The 12,580-nt window shown below is 69.7% G+C and carries 21 protein-coding genes; 6 read left to right on the plus strand and 15 right to left on the minus strand.

Features of this window, described 5'->3' with window-relative positions:
• Positions 1-636 (plus strand): outer membrane protein assembly factor BamB family protein (locus tag ACFR9S_RS04580; RefSeq protein ID WP_379818155.1); only part of this gene is annotated, 636 nt, incomplete at its 5' end.
• Between the two features lie 13 nt (positions 637-649).
• On the opposite strand, the gene ftsY is transcribed toward ACFR9S_RS04580, so the two are convergent.
• The 8 genes from ftsY to ACFR9S_RS04620 form a co-directional block, all read right to left on the minus strand.
• Positions 650-1,741: a signal recognition particle-docking protein FtsY gene (gene ftsY, locus ACFR9S_RS04585; RefSeq protein WP_379818156.1), complete on the minus strand. Its 1,092-nt coding sequence runs from the start codon at positions 1,739-1,741 to the stop codon at positions 650-652.
• 6 nt (positions 1,742-1,747) lie between these two features.
• Complete coding sequence (gene pfdA, locus ACFR9S_RS04590; protein ID WP_379732529.1) at positions 1,748-2,206, minus strand: prefoldin subunit alpha; 459 nt, start codon at positions 2,204-2,206, stop codon at positions 1,748-1,750.
• Positions 2,206-2,382: a 50S ribosomal protein L18Ae gene (rpl18a, locus tag ACFR9S_RS04595; RefSeq protein ID WP_379732530.1), complete on the minus strand. Its 177-nt coding sequence runs from the start codon at positions 2,380-2,382 to the stop codon at positions 2,206-2,208. Before rpl18a ends, pfdA begins: the two co-directional genes overlap by 1 nt.
• 133 nt (positions 2,383-2,515) lie before the next feature.
• Positions 2,516-3,181, minus strand: coding sequence for a translation initiation factor IF-6 (locus ACFR9S_RS04600; RefSeq protein ID WP_379818157.1), 666 nt, complete (start codon positions 3,179-3,181; stop codon positions 2,516-2,518).
• 6 nt (positions 3,182-3,187) lie between these two features.
• Entirely contained in the window at positions 3,188-3,466 is a 279-nt protein-coding gene (locus ACFR9S_RS04605; RefSeq protein ID WP_379732532.1) for a 50S ribosomal protein L31e, read from the minus strand.
• Positions 3,466-3,618 carry a 50S ribosomal protein L39e gene (locus ACFR9S_RS04610; protein WP_049981178.1) on the minus strand — a complete coding sequence of 51 codons (153 nt, stop codon included), beginning with the start codon at positions 3,616-3,618 and terminating at the stop codon, positions 3,466-3,468. The genes ACFR9S_RS04605 and ACFR9S_RS04610 overlap by 1 nt, the downstream gene beginning before the upstream one ends.
• Before the next feature lie 50 nt (positions 3,619-3,668).
• Positions 3,669-4,199, minus strand: a complete 531-nt coding sequence (locus ACFR9S_RS04615) for a hypothetical protein (protein ID WP_379818158.1) — start codon at positions 4,197-4,199, stop codon at positions 3,669-3,671.
• 111 nt (positions 4,200-4,310) lie between these two features.
• Entirely contained in the window at positions 4,311-5,000 is a 690-nt protein-coding gene (locus ACFR9S_RS04620; RefSeq protein ID WP_379732099.1) for a DUF5828 family protein, read from the minus strand.
• 116 nt (positions 5,001-5,116) lie between these two features.
• Here ACFR9S_RS04620 and ACFR9S_RS04625 point away from each other — a divergent pair, with 116 nt between their 5' ends.
• From ACFR9S_RS04625 to ACFR9S_RS04635, 3 genes are read left to right on the plus strand one after another with little or no spacing between them, the layout of a single operon-like run.
• A complete protein-coding gene (locus tag ACFR9S_RS04625; protein ID WP_379732098.1) occupies positions 5,117-5,497 on the plus strand; it encodes a helix-turn-helix domain-containing protein in 381 nt (126 codons plus the stop codon).
• 42 nt (positions 5,498-5,539) lie between these two features.
• Positions 5,540-6,841, plus strand: coding sequence for a threonine synthase (gene thrC / locus ACFR9S_RS04630; protein WP_379818159.1), 1,302 nt, complete (start codon positions 5,540-5,542; stop codon positions 6,839-6,841).
• A gap of 43 nt (positions 6,842-6,884) precedes the next feature.
• The gene (locus ACFR9S_RS04635) at positions 6,885-7,529 is read left to right on the plus strand and encodes a DUF7095 family protein (protein ID WP_379732095.1); all 645 of its coding nucleotides are present in this window, start codon (positions 6,885-6,887) and stop codon (positions 7,527-7,529) included.
• 42 nt (positions 7,530-7,571) lie between these two features.
• Here the strand turns inward: ACFR9S_RS04635 and ftsZ are convergent, their stop codons facing one another.
• The 3 genes from ftsZ to ACFR9S_RS04650 form a co-directional block, all read right to left on the minus strand.
• Positions 7,572-8,771, minus strand: coding sequence for a cell division protein FtsZ (gene ftsZ, locus ACFR9S_RS04640; protein ID WP_379818160.1), 1,200 nt, complete (start codon positions 8,769-8,771; stop codon positions 7,572-7,574).
• A 3-nt stretch (positions 8,772-8,774) separates the two neighbouring features.
• Complete coding sequence (locus ACFR9S_RS04645; RefSeq protein ID WP_379732021.1) at positions 8,775-8,948, minus strand: ribbon-helix-helix domain-containing protein; 174 nt, start codon at positions 8,946-8,948, stop codon at positions 8,775-8,777.
• A 187-nt stretch (positions 8,949-9,135) separates the two neighbouring features.
• Positions 9,136-9,639 (minus strand): double zinc ribbon domain-containing protein, encoded by a 504-nt coding sequence (locus ACFR9S_RS04650; RefSeq protein WP_379732022.1) that lies wholly within the window; start codon positions 9,637-9,639, stop codon positions 9,136-9,138.
• A gap of 157 nt (positions 9,640-9,796) precedes the next feature.
• On the opposite strand from ACFR9S_RS04650, the gene ACFR9S_RS04655 reads away from it, so the two are divergent.
• Positions 9,797-10,408 carry a translation initiation factor IF-2 subunit beta gene (locus tag ACFR9S_RS04655; RefSeq protein WP_379732023.1) on the plus strand — a complete coding sequence of 204 codons (612 nt, stop codon included), beginning with the start codon at positions 9,797-9,799 and terminating at the stop codon, positions 10,406-10,408.
• A 58-nt stretch (positions 10,409-10,466) separates the two neighbouring features.
• Complete coding sequence (locus ACFR9S_RS04660) at positions 10,467-10,838, plus strand: hypothetical protein (protein ID WP_379732024.1); 372 nt, start codon at positions 10,467-10,469, stop codon at positions 10,836-10,838.
• Between the two features lie 10 nt (positions 10,839-10,848).
• On the opposite strand, the gene ACFR9S_RS04665 is transcribed toward ACFR9S_RS04660, so the two are convergent.
• From ACFR9S_RS04665 to ACFR9S_RS16205, 4 genes are all read right to left on the minus strand, one after another.
• Positions 10,849-11,388, minus strand: coding sequence for a DUF7261 family protein (locus tag ACFR9S_RS04665; protein ID WP_379732025.1), 540 nt, complete (start codon positions 11,386-11,388; stop codon positions 10,849-10,851).
• Positions 11,385-11,792: a DUF7262 family protein gene (locus ACFR9S_RS04670; protein WP_379818161.1), complete on the minus strand. Its 408-nt coding sequence runs from the start codon at positions 11,790-11,792 to the stop codon at positions 11,385-11,387. The genes ACFR9S_RS04665 and ACFR9S_RS04670 overlap by 4 nt, the downstream gene beginning before the upstream one ends.
• Positions 11,785-12,441: a DUF7263 family protein gene (locus tag ACFR9S_RS04675; protein WP_379818162.1), complete on the minus strand. Its 657-nt coding sequence runs from the start codon at positions 12,439-12,441 to the stop codon at positions 11,785-11,787. The genes ACFR9S_RS04670 and ACFR9S_RS04675 overlap by 8 nt, the downstream gene beginning before the upstream one ends.
• The coding region (locus ACFR9S_RS16205) for a DUF7266 family protein (RefSeq protein ID WP_459077187.1) at positions 12,438-12,580 on the minus strand (143 nt) is incomplete at its 5' end. The genes ACFR9S_RS16205 and ACFR9S_RS04675, both read right to left, overlap by 4 nt.

Below are 12,580 nucleotides of genomic sequence, written 5' to 3' on the forward strand. Positions count from 1 at the left end.
GGCGACGCCGACGGCGCGTACGCCTACGAGGTGGGAAACGGGGAGCGCTGGCGCCAGCCGTTCGGCGACCCCGAGGAGGCTCCGGCGACCCCCTACCCGCCGGCGGTCGACGAGGAGCGAGTGTACGTCACTGTCACCAGCGAGAGCGACCGCGGGGTGTACGCGCTCGACAGGCGCGACGGCGAGATTCTGTGGTCGGTGCCGGGACTGCGCGCGTTCCGGGCGCCCGCTCGGAGCGGCTCGCTCCTGCTCGTCCCCGTGAAGTCCGAACTCGTGGCGCTCGACGCCGCGACCGGGGAGCGCCAGTGGAGGACGGCGACGCGGGACGACCGGCCGGCGTTCCCCCCGCCCGCGGGGCTCGGGGCGCGGCTCGCCCTCTCGGACGGCGAAACGGTTCACGGGATCGACCGCGACACCGGCGAGAAGCAGTGGTCGACCGACCTCGACAGCCCGGACCGGCCAGCGGTCGTCGGCGACAGCGTGCTCGTCGGTGCGGACGGCGTCGTCGCGCTGGATCTCGCCGACGGGAGCGAGCGCTGGCGGATCGACGACGTGTCGGCGGCGATGCCACTGGGCAACGGTGTGCTCGCGCGGCGCAGGGACGAGCTGATCGCGTGTACTGCCTGCGAGAACTGAGACCGGGGCGGCGCTACTCCTCGTCGGCGAGTAGCTCGTCGACCAGCGCCTCGGGGTCGAACGCCCGGATGTCGTCGTACCCCTGCCCGGTGCCGAGGAAGAGGACGGGCTTGCCCGTCACGTGGGCGATCGAGATCGCGGCGCCGCCGGAGGAGTCGGCGTCGGCCTTCGTCAGCACCGTGCCATCGATCTCCGCGGCGTCGTCGAACTCCTTCGCGCGCTCGACCGCGTCCTGTCCGGCGACGGCCTCGTCGACGAACAGCGTCATCTCGGGGTCGACCACGCGGTGGATCTTCTCCAACTGGGTCATCAGGTCGTTGGAGGTGTGCAGGCGGCCGGCGGTGTCGCCCAGCACCACGTCCACGTCGTTGGCTTCGGCGTACTCGACGCCGTCGTAGATGACCGCGGCAGGGTCACCGCCCTGCTCGTGGGAGATCACCTTCCGGCCGACGTTCTCGGCGTGCTTCTCGATCTGCTCGTTCGCGCCGGCGCGGTAGGTGTCGCCGTTCGCGAGGACGGAGCTGTAGCCGCGCTTGCCCAGCCACTCGCTCATCTTGGCGATCGAGGTGGTCTTGCCGACGCCGTTGACGCCCGTGAACACGATCGTCACGGGCTTGTCGGCCTCGGCGATGCGCTGCTCGAAGTCGAACTGGCCGACGGAGATCACGTCGACCAGCGCGTCGTGCAGCGCCTCCTCGACCAGTTCGGCGGTGGTGTCGACCTGCTTTCGGGTCTCCCCGATCAGCTGCTCGCGCACCGCGTCGAGGATCTCCTCGGCGACGCTCATCTCCACGTCGCTCTCTAAAAGCGCCATCTCCAGCGACCAGAGCGGCTCCTCTAAGTCTTCCTCCTCGATGATGACCCGCCCGGTCGCGAAGGCGGCGGCCTGCCGCAGCCGGCCGGGGCCGCCGTCGTCGTCCGCCTCGTCGCTCGACTCGCGGTCCGGCGCCGCGGCGGGGGTCGAGTCCTCGTCGGCCTCCGTCGCCGGTTCAGCCTCGTCCGCCTCGGCTTCCGCCGCAGCCTCGGCTTCGGCCTCCTTCTCCTCGACCTCCTCCTCGACGTCGTCGCGGAACGAGCCGAGCTTATCCTTCAGTCCGTCGAACATGGGGCCTTACTGACCGCCGTCCTCGCCCTGCTGCTGCATCTGCTGCATCTGCTGCTGCTGCATCTGCTGCTGCATCTGCTGGGCGCGCTGTTCGAGTTCGGCGCTCTCCTCCTCGAGCTCGGTGATCTCCTCGCGCACCTCGCTGATGCGGTCGTCGAGGGACTCCTTCTTCGACTCGAGGGCGTCGATGGCGTCGCCCTGCTCCTGCTCGGCCGCGTAGCCGCCGCCGAGGTCGACGATGATCTCGTCGATGTCCTGAACCTCCGCGCGGACGTACGCGCCGCCGCCGAGGGGCACCTGCACCGTCGAGCCGCTGTCGAGCGTCTCGATCGCCTCGATGGCGTCGTCGACGCCCGCCTTCTCCTCCTGGAACTCCTCGATCTCGGCTTCCTTCTCCTCGATCTCGATGTCGAGCTCCTCCAGCTCCTGGGAGAGCTGCTGCAGCTGCTGCTGGCCACCACCCATCATGCGGCGGTCACCTCCTCGATCTCGATCTGCGTGCGCTGGAGGTTGTGCTCCGCGCCGAACTGGGAGAGCACGTGCTCCTCGGCGACCGACTCGTTCTCGGCGTCGACGCTCCGCTCGAAGGCCTGCCGCCCGTCCCGGGCCTCGAACGTACCGCTCACAGTAAACTGACTCATAGCCGAAAATGGCCGGGCGAGCGGGAAGTAGCTTCCGAAAGGGTACTCGCTCGGTAGCGGTGGGCGCAGTCGAGCCACGGCATCGAGCTTCGCGGGAGTGACACGGCTGTCACTCCCGGTCGCTCCCCGCGGCTCAGTCCAGGTAGCCCAGCGTGTCCTCGATGCGGCCCAGCTCCGGCCCGGTGGTATCCTGCCCGACGACGTAGCCCTCGTCGGTCGCGACCAGCCCCGAGCCGACGAGGGGCGCACCGTAGTTGATCGTCCCCACGTCGGCGTACACGTCGAGCAGCGACTCGACGGTCTCCAGTTCGGCCTCGCGGGCGTCGGGCTGACAGAGCACGCCCTCGTTGGTGGCGACCGCGGCGGTGCCGACGGTGTCCACGTCGCCCAGCGAGCCGCGCTCGACGGGGACCGCGAGCGCCTCCTCGACGACGCCGACCTGTTCGTCGGTCAGGTCCGGGTGGACGTACGCGCCGCTGTCGTTGGCGAGCACGACGTTGCCGGCGGCGTTGATCTTCCCCGGCAGCCCGTAGACGGGCTTGTCGGTCGCCGTCTCGATGCGCTCGCGCTCGCGTTCGGTGACCCGGCCCGAGACGAGCAGGCCGTTCTCGTTGCCGACCGCCAGCGCGCCGACGGTGTTGGAGCCGGCGACGGTGGTCGGCAGGGCGTCGACGCCGAGCTCGTCGGTCATCCCCTCGATCACGTCCTCCTCGGCGTCGGGACGGATCAGCAGACAGTCCTCGGTCGCTCGCGCGAACACCCCGACGTACGAGGAGCCGGCGAAAGCCGCGCGGAACACGGCGTGTTACTCCGCCGGCTCGGCTTCGACGACCGTCTCGCCGTCCTCGTCGAACCGTGCGGCCCGCACGCGGATCGAGCTCGGGGGCTTGCTTCGCCCGCGCTCCCAGACGGCCTCGTTGACGGCCGGGTCCAGACGGACCTCCTCCTCCTCGACGGAGAACTGGGTCGCGAGGTGCTCGGTGACGATCGCCATCGCGGCGTCGGCCCGTTCCTGCTTCGGAGCCTTCTTCGCGTCGCGGAGCGGGACGGTGACGACCCGCTCCTCGAAGTCGCTCGCGCTCATTACTCGTCGATGTTAGACCGCCGCCAGTTGCGCCGCTTCGGGTTGCGGGTGACTTCCATGTCGGTCTTCATCATGACCCACGCGGGCACGCGAGAGTTCTGTCGCTCCTTCTTCCCGAGTCGCTTCTTCTGCGCTTTCGATTTCTTCCCCATAGTGGCCGCCAGTTCCCTCGCTCGACGTAAAACGCTGTTCATCCGTGCGCTCAGGGGCCGGTTTCGACCCCGAGGTGGACGGTGAGCGAGACGGTCTCACCGCTCCGGGCCGCCCGATAGGCGCCGCAGGCCCGGTGGTTCCCGTCGAGCAGCAGCGGCGGCCACTCGCCGTCGCGCTGCCACGCGACGGCGGCACCGAACGCCCGGGCGGGACGCTCGGCGAACCACGCAACTTTCTCGGCCGCCCCGGGGACCTCCGCGGCGACTGACCCGTCGTCCAGCCGCTCGACCGCGCCCGCGACGGTGCCGTCCGCGGAGAGCCACTCCCACCCCGACCCCGGGAACGTCCCCAACTCCCCTACCTCGTCGCCGTCGAGTTCGACGGCGTACCACTCCCGGCCGTCGACGACCGGCTCGGCGGGCTCCTCGTACGTCTCGGTGAGTTCCCGCAGGAGTCGCTCGCGGTCCCAGCCGGCCGGGTCGGCGTCGGGGTAGGCGTCCTTCCGGGCCTCGCGCTCGACCCACTCGCGGAGGACGGTCTCGACGGGGATCGGCTCGCCGCGTTCGGTCCAGTCGGTCACGGTGACATCCCTCGGGAGAACGGAGAAATCGGTTGTGGTCGCCGTCGCAGCCTCAGTTCGTCGTCGACTTCTTCCAAGCCGACGACGAATGTCGCGGCTGAGGGCCCAGCCTTAGTTCGTCGTCGACTTGGAACTCCCTTCGTTATCGGGCGAGGAGAACTCCGCACCTTCGGCGGCCTCGGCGGTCTCGACCTGCTTCTCGGTGTCGACGTGCCAGCGATCGACCTCGTCGTCGTACTGCGCGAGCCGCTCGCTGACCTCGTCTTTGAGTTCGTCGTCGTTGACGTTCACCTCGAAGACGAACTCGGTCCCGTCGCCACGGGAGCTGCGCTGGACGTTCGCGCTGATCAGCTCGTTGTCGAAGTAGTACGGCGCGAGCTGGGTCATCACTTTCCGGTAGACGGTGTCCTCGACGGTCCGGATCGCCTTCCGGCCCGCCGAGTCCGCCGCGCGGGTGGCGTAGTCGATGGAGTCCTGCCAGCGCTCGATCGCGCCGCCGTTGTCGCCCTCCTCGACTTTCTCGTAGGACTCGGTCAGCTTCTCGCCCGCGGACTTGATGTCGTCCTCGGGACCCTTCCCCTCGCGCTCGCCGGGGCCTTCCTTGATGCTGGCCTGCTCGGCGGTCTTCTCCTCGACGTCCTCGCCGAGGGTCTCGTGTGCCTTCGGGCGCCACTCGTCCCACTCCTCGAACGCCTCGCCGTCGACGCCGGCGTCCCGGAGCGCACGGCTGATCCGCTCGCCGTGTTCGACGATGTCGCCCCACGAGCCGCGCTGTTTGAAGCCGGCGATGCTCTCCTCCATCTTCTCGCCGGAACGAACGTCGTGCGGCCACATAAGTCCACGCAGTCCGTGTTCCCACGGCACACGACCGGTGCCGGTGCCACTCGGCTTTTAGCGCCGGACGGCCGACCGCCGGTATGAGCGACACCGCGAGCAGCCCGGCGATCCCCGACCTCGTCGAGACGGACTCCCCCGACTTCCGGGCGATCCTCTCCTGCGTGTTCGGCGTGCAGGCCCCCGAGAGCCGGACGTACCTCCTCCTGCTGGACAGCCCCGACAGCACCGTCGCGGAGCTGGCCGACGAGCTCGACCGCGACCGAAGCAACGTCAACCGCTCGCTGACGGCGCTGCTGGAGAAGGGGCTGGTCGAGCGCCGGCGCCGCCTGCTCGACCCCGGCGGTTACGTGTACGAGTACACCGCCGTCCCGCTCCCCGAGGCCAAGGGGATGCTCCACGAGGCGCTGGACGAGTGGGTCGAGCGCGTCCACGAGCGCATCGACGAGTTCGGCCGGGACTGATCGTCGGCCCACTTTTCTCCCCCGCGCTCCCAGTCCGTTCCGATGACCGACGCGCTCTCGCTCGACGCCCCGGCGCCGACCCGGCCCGACGGCGTCGACGCCGACTGCTGGCTGGCCTGTATCGACTGCGGCGCCACCTACCCCCCGTTCGCGGCGGTGCGGTACGCGTGTGACGACTGCGGCGGCCTGCTCGAAGTCCGCTACGCCGACCTGCCCGACTGGGACGAGTTCTCCGGCCGGGGCGTCTGGCGCTACGCCGACGCGCTCCCCTTCGAGACGGGCCGCACTGGCCCCGTCGATCCCGAGAACCCCGCGGGGGTGAGCCTCCCCGAGGGCGACACGCCCCTCTACGAGGTGCCCGGGATCGAGGCCGATCTCGGACTCGACCGCCTCCGCGTCAAACACGAGGGGATGAACCCGACGGGGAGCTTCAAGGATCGCGGCATGACCGTCGGCGTCGGCGCCGCCGCCGCCGTCGGCGTCGATCGGCTGGCCTGCGCGTCGACGGGGAACACCTCCGCCGCACTCGCGGCCTACGGCGCCCGCGCCGACCTCGAGACGCTCGTCCTCCTCCCCGCCGGGAAGGTCGCCGCCGGGAAGGTCGCACAGGCCGCGATCCACGACGCGCGCATCCTCGAAGTCGACGGCAACTTCGACGACTGCCTCGACATCGTCCAGGAACTCGCCAACCGCGGCGAGGCGTACCTGCTGAACTCCCTCAACCCATTCCGGCTGGAGGGGCAGAAGACGATCGGCCTCGAGATCCTCGAACGCTTCCGCGACGAGGAGGGCGGCTTCCCGGACCGGATCGTGCTCCCGGTCGGGAACGCGGGCAACACCGCGGCGCTGTACAAGTGCTTCCGCGAACTCGTGCAGGCCGGCGCGCTCGCGCGTGCGGACGTTCCAAAGCTCACGGGCGTCCAGGCGGCTGGCGCCGCCCCGTTCGTCGAGGCGATCGAGAGCGGTGCCGAGGGCGTCGAGCGCTGGGACCACGTCGAGACCCGGGCGACCGCGATCCGGATCGGCGAGCCCGTGAACGCGCCGAAGGCGCTGCCCGGCGTGCGAGAGACAGGGGGGACTGCCGTCGCCGTCACGGACGAGCAGATCACCGAGGCCCAGCGCGAGCTCGCACGTGAGGGAATCGGCGTCGAACCCGCCTCTGCCGCCTCGATCGCCGGCCTCAGGGAGCTCCGTGAACGCGGCGAGATCGACGCCGACGAGCGCGTGGTCTGTCTGACCACCGGCCACCTGCTGAAGGACCCCGAGGCCGCGACCGCCGCCAGTGACGACCCCGAGCCGGTCGGAAACGACGTGGACGCGGTCTTGGAGTTAGTCGGCGAATAACGACAGCGTCAGCCTCTTGCTCGCGGCCCCGTTCTCCTGCCGCATGGAGCGTGCCGCCGCGCTCGACCGAATCGAGCGCCTGCTCGACACGATCGAGTCCGATACGATGCCCGTGCCGGTCCGAGAGGTCTGGCTCTACGGCGACGCCGCGCTCGGGCTCGACCCCGTCGACCGCCTCGACGTCTACCTCACGAAGGACATCCTGCTGGAGAGCGACGACGAGGCCGCCGACCGCTTCGAGCGGGAGTACGGCGTGAAAGGCGTCGGCAGCACCGTCCGCGCCGAGTGGGCCGAACAGTTCCCCGACTGCCTGCGTGCCAGCGAGAACGGCTACGCTGCACCCGAGAAGTGTCTCGCCGCCCACCTCACCGATCCCGACGAGCCGATCCACCTCGAAGTGTGTAACGCCCCCTTCGGCGACAACGTCACCCAGCGGCTGCAGGGCGCGCTGGATCGGGATGCCTACGAACAGGTGCTCGACCCTCGTGGGGCCTGCCTCTGGACCGACGGCGAGCGCGAGACGGAGACGATCGAGAAGCTCCGGGCGGGCGAACTCGCCTTCCCGACGCTACCCGGGGCGCTGGAGATGCTCGGCGCCGACGAGGACGACGCCCGAGCCGCCGCCGAGGCAGTCCGAGAGCGTCGCGAGAAGCAGGACGGGGCGACCGTCCGCGGCGACGTGGTGTAGCCACGGCTGGTCGGGGGCGAAAAACGGGAGAACGGCGCCGCGTCAGCGGATGACGTCGACGTTACTGTCGCTGTCGTCGTGGTCGCGGCCGCCGCCGTCCCGGGCCGCGCCGCCGCGCTGGGTCGCCTGCTGTGCGTTGCTCTTGGCGTCGAAGTCGACGTTCTCGAGGTCGTCCTCGTTGAGCGCGCGCCGGGACTCGTTGGCCTGCTGCTGCGTGCCCGACCCGAGCACCTGCGCCGACTGGACGCCGGTCATGATGGCCATGACCCGCACTTTCCCCTTGTACTCCTCCTGGATCCGGGCGCCCCAGATGACGTTGGCGCTGGCCTCCAGCCGCTCGGTGATGCTGTCGGCGATCCCCTCGGCCTCCTTCAGCGTGAGGTCGGGACCGCCGGTGATGTGGACGAGGCCGCCGGTGGCGCCGCGGTAGTCCACGTCCAGCAGGGGGTGGTTCATCGCGTCGTTGACCACCTCGTCGGTCTTGTTGGAGTCTTGGGTCTCGCCGACCAGCATCACCGCGACCCCACCCTGATTCATGATCGTGGACATGTCCGCGTAGTCCAGATTGATCAGGCTGGGCTGGGTGATGGTCTCCGAGATGCCCTTGACCGTCTCCGCGATGATCTGGTCCATCACGGAGAACGCTTTCCCGATCGGCAGGTTCGGGACGTAGTCCAGCAGTCGGTTGTTGTCGAGGACGATGATCGAGTCCGCCTCGTCGCGCAGCCGCTCCAGCCCCTCTTCGGCCTTCACGGTACGGGCGCGCTCGACGTTGAACGGCGTCGAAACCATCCCGACGACGATCGCACCCTGCTCCTTGGCGATGTTCGAGACGACGGGCGCGGCACCGGTACCGGTGCCACCGCCCATGCCGGCGGTCACGAACACGAGGTCCGCGTCGCCCAGCACCTCCTTGATCGTCCCCTGAGCCATCTCGGTGGCGCGCTCGCCCATCTCGGGGTCGCCGCCCGCACCGAGCCCCTGAGTGAGGGACTTGCCGACGAGGATCTTCGTGTCGGCTTCGATCATCTTCAGGTGCTGCTTGTCCGTGTTGATCGCGATGGTCTCGGCGCCCTCGACGCCGATGTTGTAGAGGCGGTTGATCGTGTTGTTCCCCGCCCCGCCGGCACCGACGATGACGATCCGGGGATCCCCGAACTCGTCGTCGTCGGTGTCGATGTCCTGCATCGATCGCTGCTCGGCCTCCGCGTTGTCGAGTGCGTCCTGAACGATGTCCTGCATGTATTACACCTTGGCCCAGCTGCGATCACGGCCGCCGTCGGCCGTGTCGTTCTCGTCGATCATCTCGCGGACGGCCGAGCGAATCGCTTCGCTACGGTTGGGGAACTCCCCAGTCTCGACCATCTGTTCGACCTCTTCGACCTGCTGTCGTGGAATTCGCAGTGTGACACGCTCCATGTTGGTTTCCCCCGGTAAGACGAACCGGCGCGAGCCGTCGCCTACAGTCCCGTCCGGCCGGGTTCCCCGCCCCGCCGGCTCTGTAAGACGACCGTCTTACGCGTGCACACCAACGTAGCTATCTGATAAAAAGCTTCCGCCGGTTTCGCCCGGATGTAAGACATCGGACGGCGCTGTCAGACACGGGCTACGCCCGGTCGAACAGCTCGGAGGTCGGACTGCGGCGGCCACAGCCCGGGCAGAACGTCCAGTCCGAGCGGATTTCCTCGCCGCACTCGCAGTGTGCCTGCTGCCGGCGTTCCTCGCCGCAGTTGGGGCAGAACGAGTGGTCGGCGCTCACGGCCGCTCCGCACTGTTTACACGCTTCTTCGTCGTCCGCCGTCTCCGTCGCGACGTCGACGTTCGTCCCGTCGGCACCGTCGACGCTCGCTTCACCGTCGAGGTTGATGTTGACGGTGAGTTCGGGCGCCGTTGCCGCCCGTTTGTTGTCGGCTGTCGCCGCCCGTTCGTCGTCGGCCGTCGCCGACTGCTCGCCGCTGGCGTCTCCCGTCACCTCCCGCTGGCCGCCCACGTCGGGGTGGCGGTCGAGGAACTCCCGCAGCGCCTCGCGCATCACCTCGCTTTTGGACGCGTCGAGCGCGTCCAGCTGCTCGACGAGCGCGTCGTCGGCGCGGAAGGTGATCTTGCTCACACCGGGGAAGTTGGGTCGCACCCGTTAAGTAGTTTCCCCAGACCCGGCGGAGCGACGGTCACACCCCCGTTTACGCCCGCGCTCGCGCACGCGTTGGTCAGAATGTACTCGCCGTCCCCTCGGAAGTCATAAACCTCCTCCGCCGGTTATCACGGGTATGGAGTACGAGGAGCAACTCGATCGGGCGCTCGAGAACGTGCCCGAACTGGGCGGGAGCGACGAGCGACTCAGCGTCCCCGACCCGCAGGTACAGAAAGACGGGGCGTTCACCCGCTTTACCAACCTCAAGGAGATCGCCGATGCGCTCTCCCGGGAGTCCGAACACCTCCACCGTGAGATCCAGAGCGAGCTCGGCACCGCCGGCCAGTTCGAGGACGGCCGCTCGCGCTACAACGGGAGCTTCTCCCAGCGGGACATCCAGGCCGCCATCGACAGCTACATCGAGGAGTTCGTCCGCTGTTCGGAGTGTGGCCTCCCCGACACCCGGCTGGTCAACGAGGACGGCACGATGATGCTGCGCTGTGAGGCGTGTGGGGCGTTCCGCCCGGTCACCAAGCAGTCCACGAGCAGCAGTCAGGAGACCACCACCGACATCGAGGAGGGCGAGACGTACGAGGTCGAGATCACCGACACCGGCCGGAAGGGCGACGGCGTCGCCAAGCGCGGCGACTACACCATGTTCGTCTCCGGCGCCGAGGAGGGCGAGACGGTGCGCGCCCGGGTCAACAACGTCTCGGGCAACCTCGTGTTCGCCCGGAAAGTGAACTAGCCGCCCGACGCTCCTGCCGGCCACCACTGCCTTGACTGTCGACGCCCTACCTTGGGGTATGTCCGACGATGTTCCCCCCGACGAGCAGGCCGAACGCCGCCAACGCGACCGCCGCGAGCGACAGGAGGAGATCCTCTCGGAGTTCGAGTCGGCCGTCGACGACGTGAAGTTCCCGAGCAACAGCGCCGAGATCCGGGCGGAGCTCCGGGACGCCCCCGACGAGGTGGTCGCCGAGGAGGAGTCGCTGGGCAGCGTGCTCGACCGCCTCGACGACGAGTTCGAGGACGAACAGGCCGCCCGCGACGCGATCATGGAGGAGCTCGGCGAGGCCGAACACGCAGACCCCGCGACGACCGAGCGTGAGGAGATCGCCGAGACCGAACGCGAGACCACGGGCGTCGTCGACGAGATCGACGAGGACGAGGCGTAGTCACCCCCTCTCACCCGTCGGCCCGGACCACGACGGTCAGCGCCGTCTCCCCGCGGTCGTCGACGACTCGGAGGTCGTACGCGACCGCCAGCAGGTGCGTCTCGCCCGCTCGTTCCTGAACCACCATCCCGCCGATCGCGTCACAGTCGCCGAACAGCCGCCCCGCACCGCTCGGACAGTTCTCCGTTGCCCACGCGTCCGCGGCGCTCCCGTTGCGTTCGATCCGGACCGCGACCCCCCGTTCTACCTGTGCGGCCTCGATCTCCCGCTCCCGCGGCGCGAGCGACGCGTTTACCTGCGCGACCGCGCCGGTTCGACCCTGCCACGGGTGGCCGACCGCTTCGCCGCCGGCGTCGTACACCGCGCGTTCGAGTAGGCGGATCGTCTCGCTGCCGGGCGTTTCCGGCGCCGTCGACGCCGCCACGTCCTCGTGGTACCCCAGTTGGAGGTACGCAAAGCCCAGCGGGAGCAGTGCCAGCGCCAGCATCGCCGCCGCGACGAGCACCGTCTGCCCGCGATCGTTCCCTCGAACCCCCGTCTCCCGGCTCACGCGTACCACACCCTGATTATCACCCGGCCGCCCACGGTCGGCACCGTCGCTCGCCCCGTCGGCACGCCTGTCGGACGCCGGAAGCCGACGGCGCCGTGGGGGGTCTCGACCCGGTACATGAGGTTCTCCGGCAGGATCCGCTCGACGCGGTGGGCGAGTGCCGCCCGCTCGCGCTCGAACGCCGACTGGGACCGTGTCACCTCGGAGAGCCGGGTCAGCCCGCCGTGCTGGGGCGGCTCGCGGGAGAGCACCGTGCCGGCGTCCTCCGCGTACCGATCGAGTTGGGCCTCGTCGGCGCCGGCGGCGGGCAGCCCGAGCGCGAACGTCGCCGTCGCCGCGAACAGTAGCAACACCCCGACGGCGGCCTCGACCATCGTGAGCGAGAGCTGGCCGCGGTCAGCCATCGACGGTCACCCGGAGGGTGGCTTTCTCGGTTCGCAGCGGCCGCGACTCGACGCCGACCTGTGCCGTGCCACCCTCGAAGGTGAGCGTGACCGTCTCGTACCGCGAGGGTTCGACGACGAACTGCCCCGCGAGCCCGCCGGGGTCGTGGAGCACGACCCGGCCGTTGGCCCGGGCCGTCTCCACCGTCGACCCGGGAACGAACGTCAGCTCGACGCGGTCGGTCCGGCGGGGAAGCGTGAGCCCGTCGCCGTCGCCGACGGCGACCGATCGAGAGCGCGTCGTGCGCTCGGCGGCGAGCACCACTCGCTCGACGGTCGCGCCGGTGGGATCACCGCGTTCGAGTATCGTCTCACCATCCAGCCGGACCCGGACCGAGCGGTTCGCGACCGGCGGCGCGAGCGCGTCGAGGTCGGACGGGGAGAGCGCCTCGACTGTCTCCCGATCGAGCACGTTCTCCCGCACGGTCGTCGCGTCGGCGCTCACGAGCCGCTCGGCCGCGGCGCCGGCGGCGCGGCGCTCGCCGGGTTCGCGGTCGGCTCCCGCCAACGCCCCGTCGGCGACCACCAGCCCCAGTGCGGTTGCCGACACCAGGGCGGTGAGCGCGACCGCCAGCGAGAGCAGGTTCGCCTGCCCGCGGGCGTCGCTCATCCCTCACCCCCCAGATGCTCCCGCGCCGTGAGTTCGACGGAGAGTCCCCCGCGATCGCCCGTGACGAGCACTACGGTGTCGTCGCTGCTCCGCCACGCGCCGTCGACGGAGTCGACGCGTTCGGGGAGTGCGAGCCGAG

The organism is Halolamina salina, assembly GCF_042678005.1.
In the GTDB taxonomy this organism is placed as follows: Archaea; Halobacteriota; Halobacteria; order Halobacteriales; family Haloferacaceae; genus Halolamina; species Halolamina salina.

What these genes read in the sequence shown, in the direction of transcription:
- ftsY (WP_379818156.1), bottom strand. Translation starts at nt 1,741, where the DNA reads ATGTTCGACGGACTGAAGGATAAGCTCGGCTCGTTCCGCGACGACGTC.
- pfdA (WP_379732529.1), bottom strand. Translation starts at nt 2,206, where the DNA reads ATGGGTGGTGGCCAGCAGCAGCTGCAGCAGCTCTCCCAGGAGCTGGAG.
- rpl18a (WP_379732530.1), bottom strand. Translation starts at nt 2,382, where the DNA reads ATGAGTCAGTTTACTGTGAGCGGTACGTTCGAGGCCCGGGACGGGCGG.
- ACFR9S_RS04605 (WP_379732532.1), bottom strand. Translation starts at nt 3,466, where the DNA reads ATGAGCGCGAGCGACTTCGAGGAGCGGGTCGTCACCGTCCCGCTCCGC.
- ACFR9S_RS04610 (WP_049981178.1), bottom strand. Translation starts at nt 3,618, where the DNA reads ATGGGGAAGAAATCGAAAGCGCAGAAGAAGCGACTCGGGAAGAAGGAG.
- ACFR9S_RS04620 (WP_379732099.1), bottom strand. Translation starts at nt 5,000, where the DNA reads ATGGAGGAGAGCATCGCCGGCTTCAAACAGCGCGGCTCGTGGGGCGAC.
- ACFR9S_RS04625 (WP_379732098.1), top strand. Translation starts at nt 5,117, where the DNA reads ATGAGCGACACCGCGAGCAGCCCGGCGATCCCCGACCTCGTCGAGACG.
- thrC (WP_379818159.1), top strand. Translation starts at nt 5,540, where the DNA reads ATGACCGACGCGCTCTCGCTCGACGCCCCGGCGCCGACCCGGCCCGAC.
- ACFR9S_RS04635 (WP_379732095.1), top strand. Translation starts at nt 6,885, where the DNA reads ATGGAGCGTGCCGCCGCGCTCGACCGAATCGAGCGCCTGCTCGACACG.
- ftsZ (WP_379818160.1), bottom strand. Translation starts at nt 8,771, where the DNA reads ATGCAGGACATCGTTCAGGACGCACTCGACAACGCGGAGGCCGAGCAG.
- ACFR9S_RS04645 (WP_379732021.1), bottom strand. Translation starts at nt 8,948, where the DNA reads ATGGAGCGTGTCACACTGCGAATTCCACGACAGCAGGTCGAAGAGGTC.
- ACFR9S_RS04655 (WP_379732023.1), top strand. Translation starts at nt 9,797, where the DNA reads ATGGAGTACGAGGAGCAACTCGATCGGGCGCTCGAGAACGTGCCCGAA.
- ACFR9S_RS04660 (WP_379732024.1), top strand. Translation starts at nt 10,467, where the DNA reads ATGTCCGACGATGTTCCCCCCGACGAGCAGGCCGAACGCCGCCAACGC.
- ACFR9S_RS04670 (WP_379818161.1), bottom strand. Translation starts at nt 11,792, where the DNA reads ATGGCTGACCGCGGCCAGCTCTCGCTCACGATGGTCGAGGCCGCCGTC.
- ACFR9S_RS04675 (WP_379818162.1), bottom strand. Translation starts at nt 12,441, where the DNA reads ATGAGCGACGCCCGCGGGCAGGCGAACCTGCTCTCGCTGGCGGTCGCG.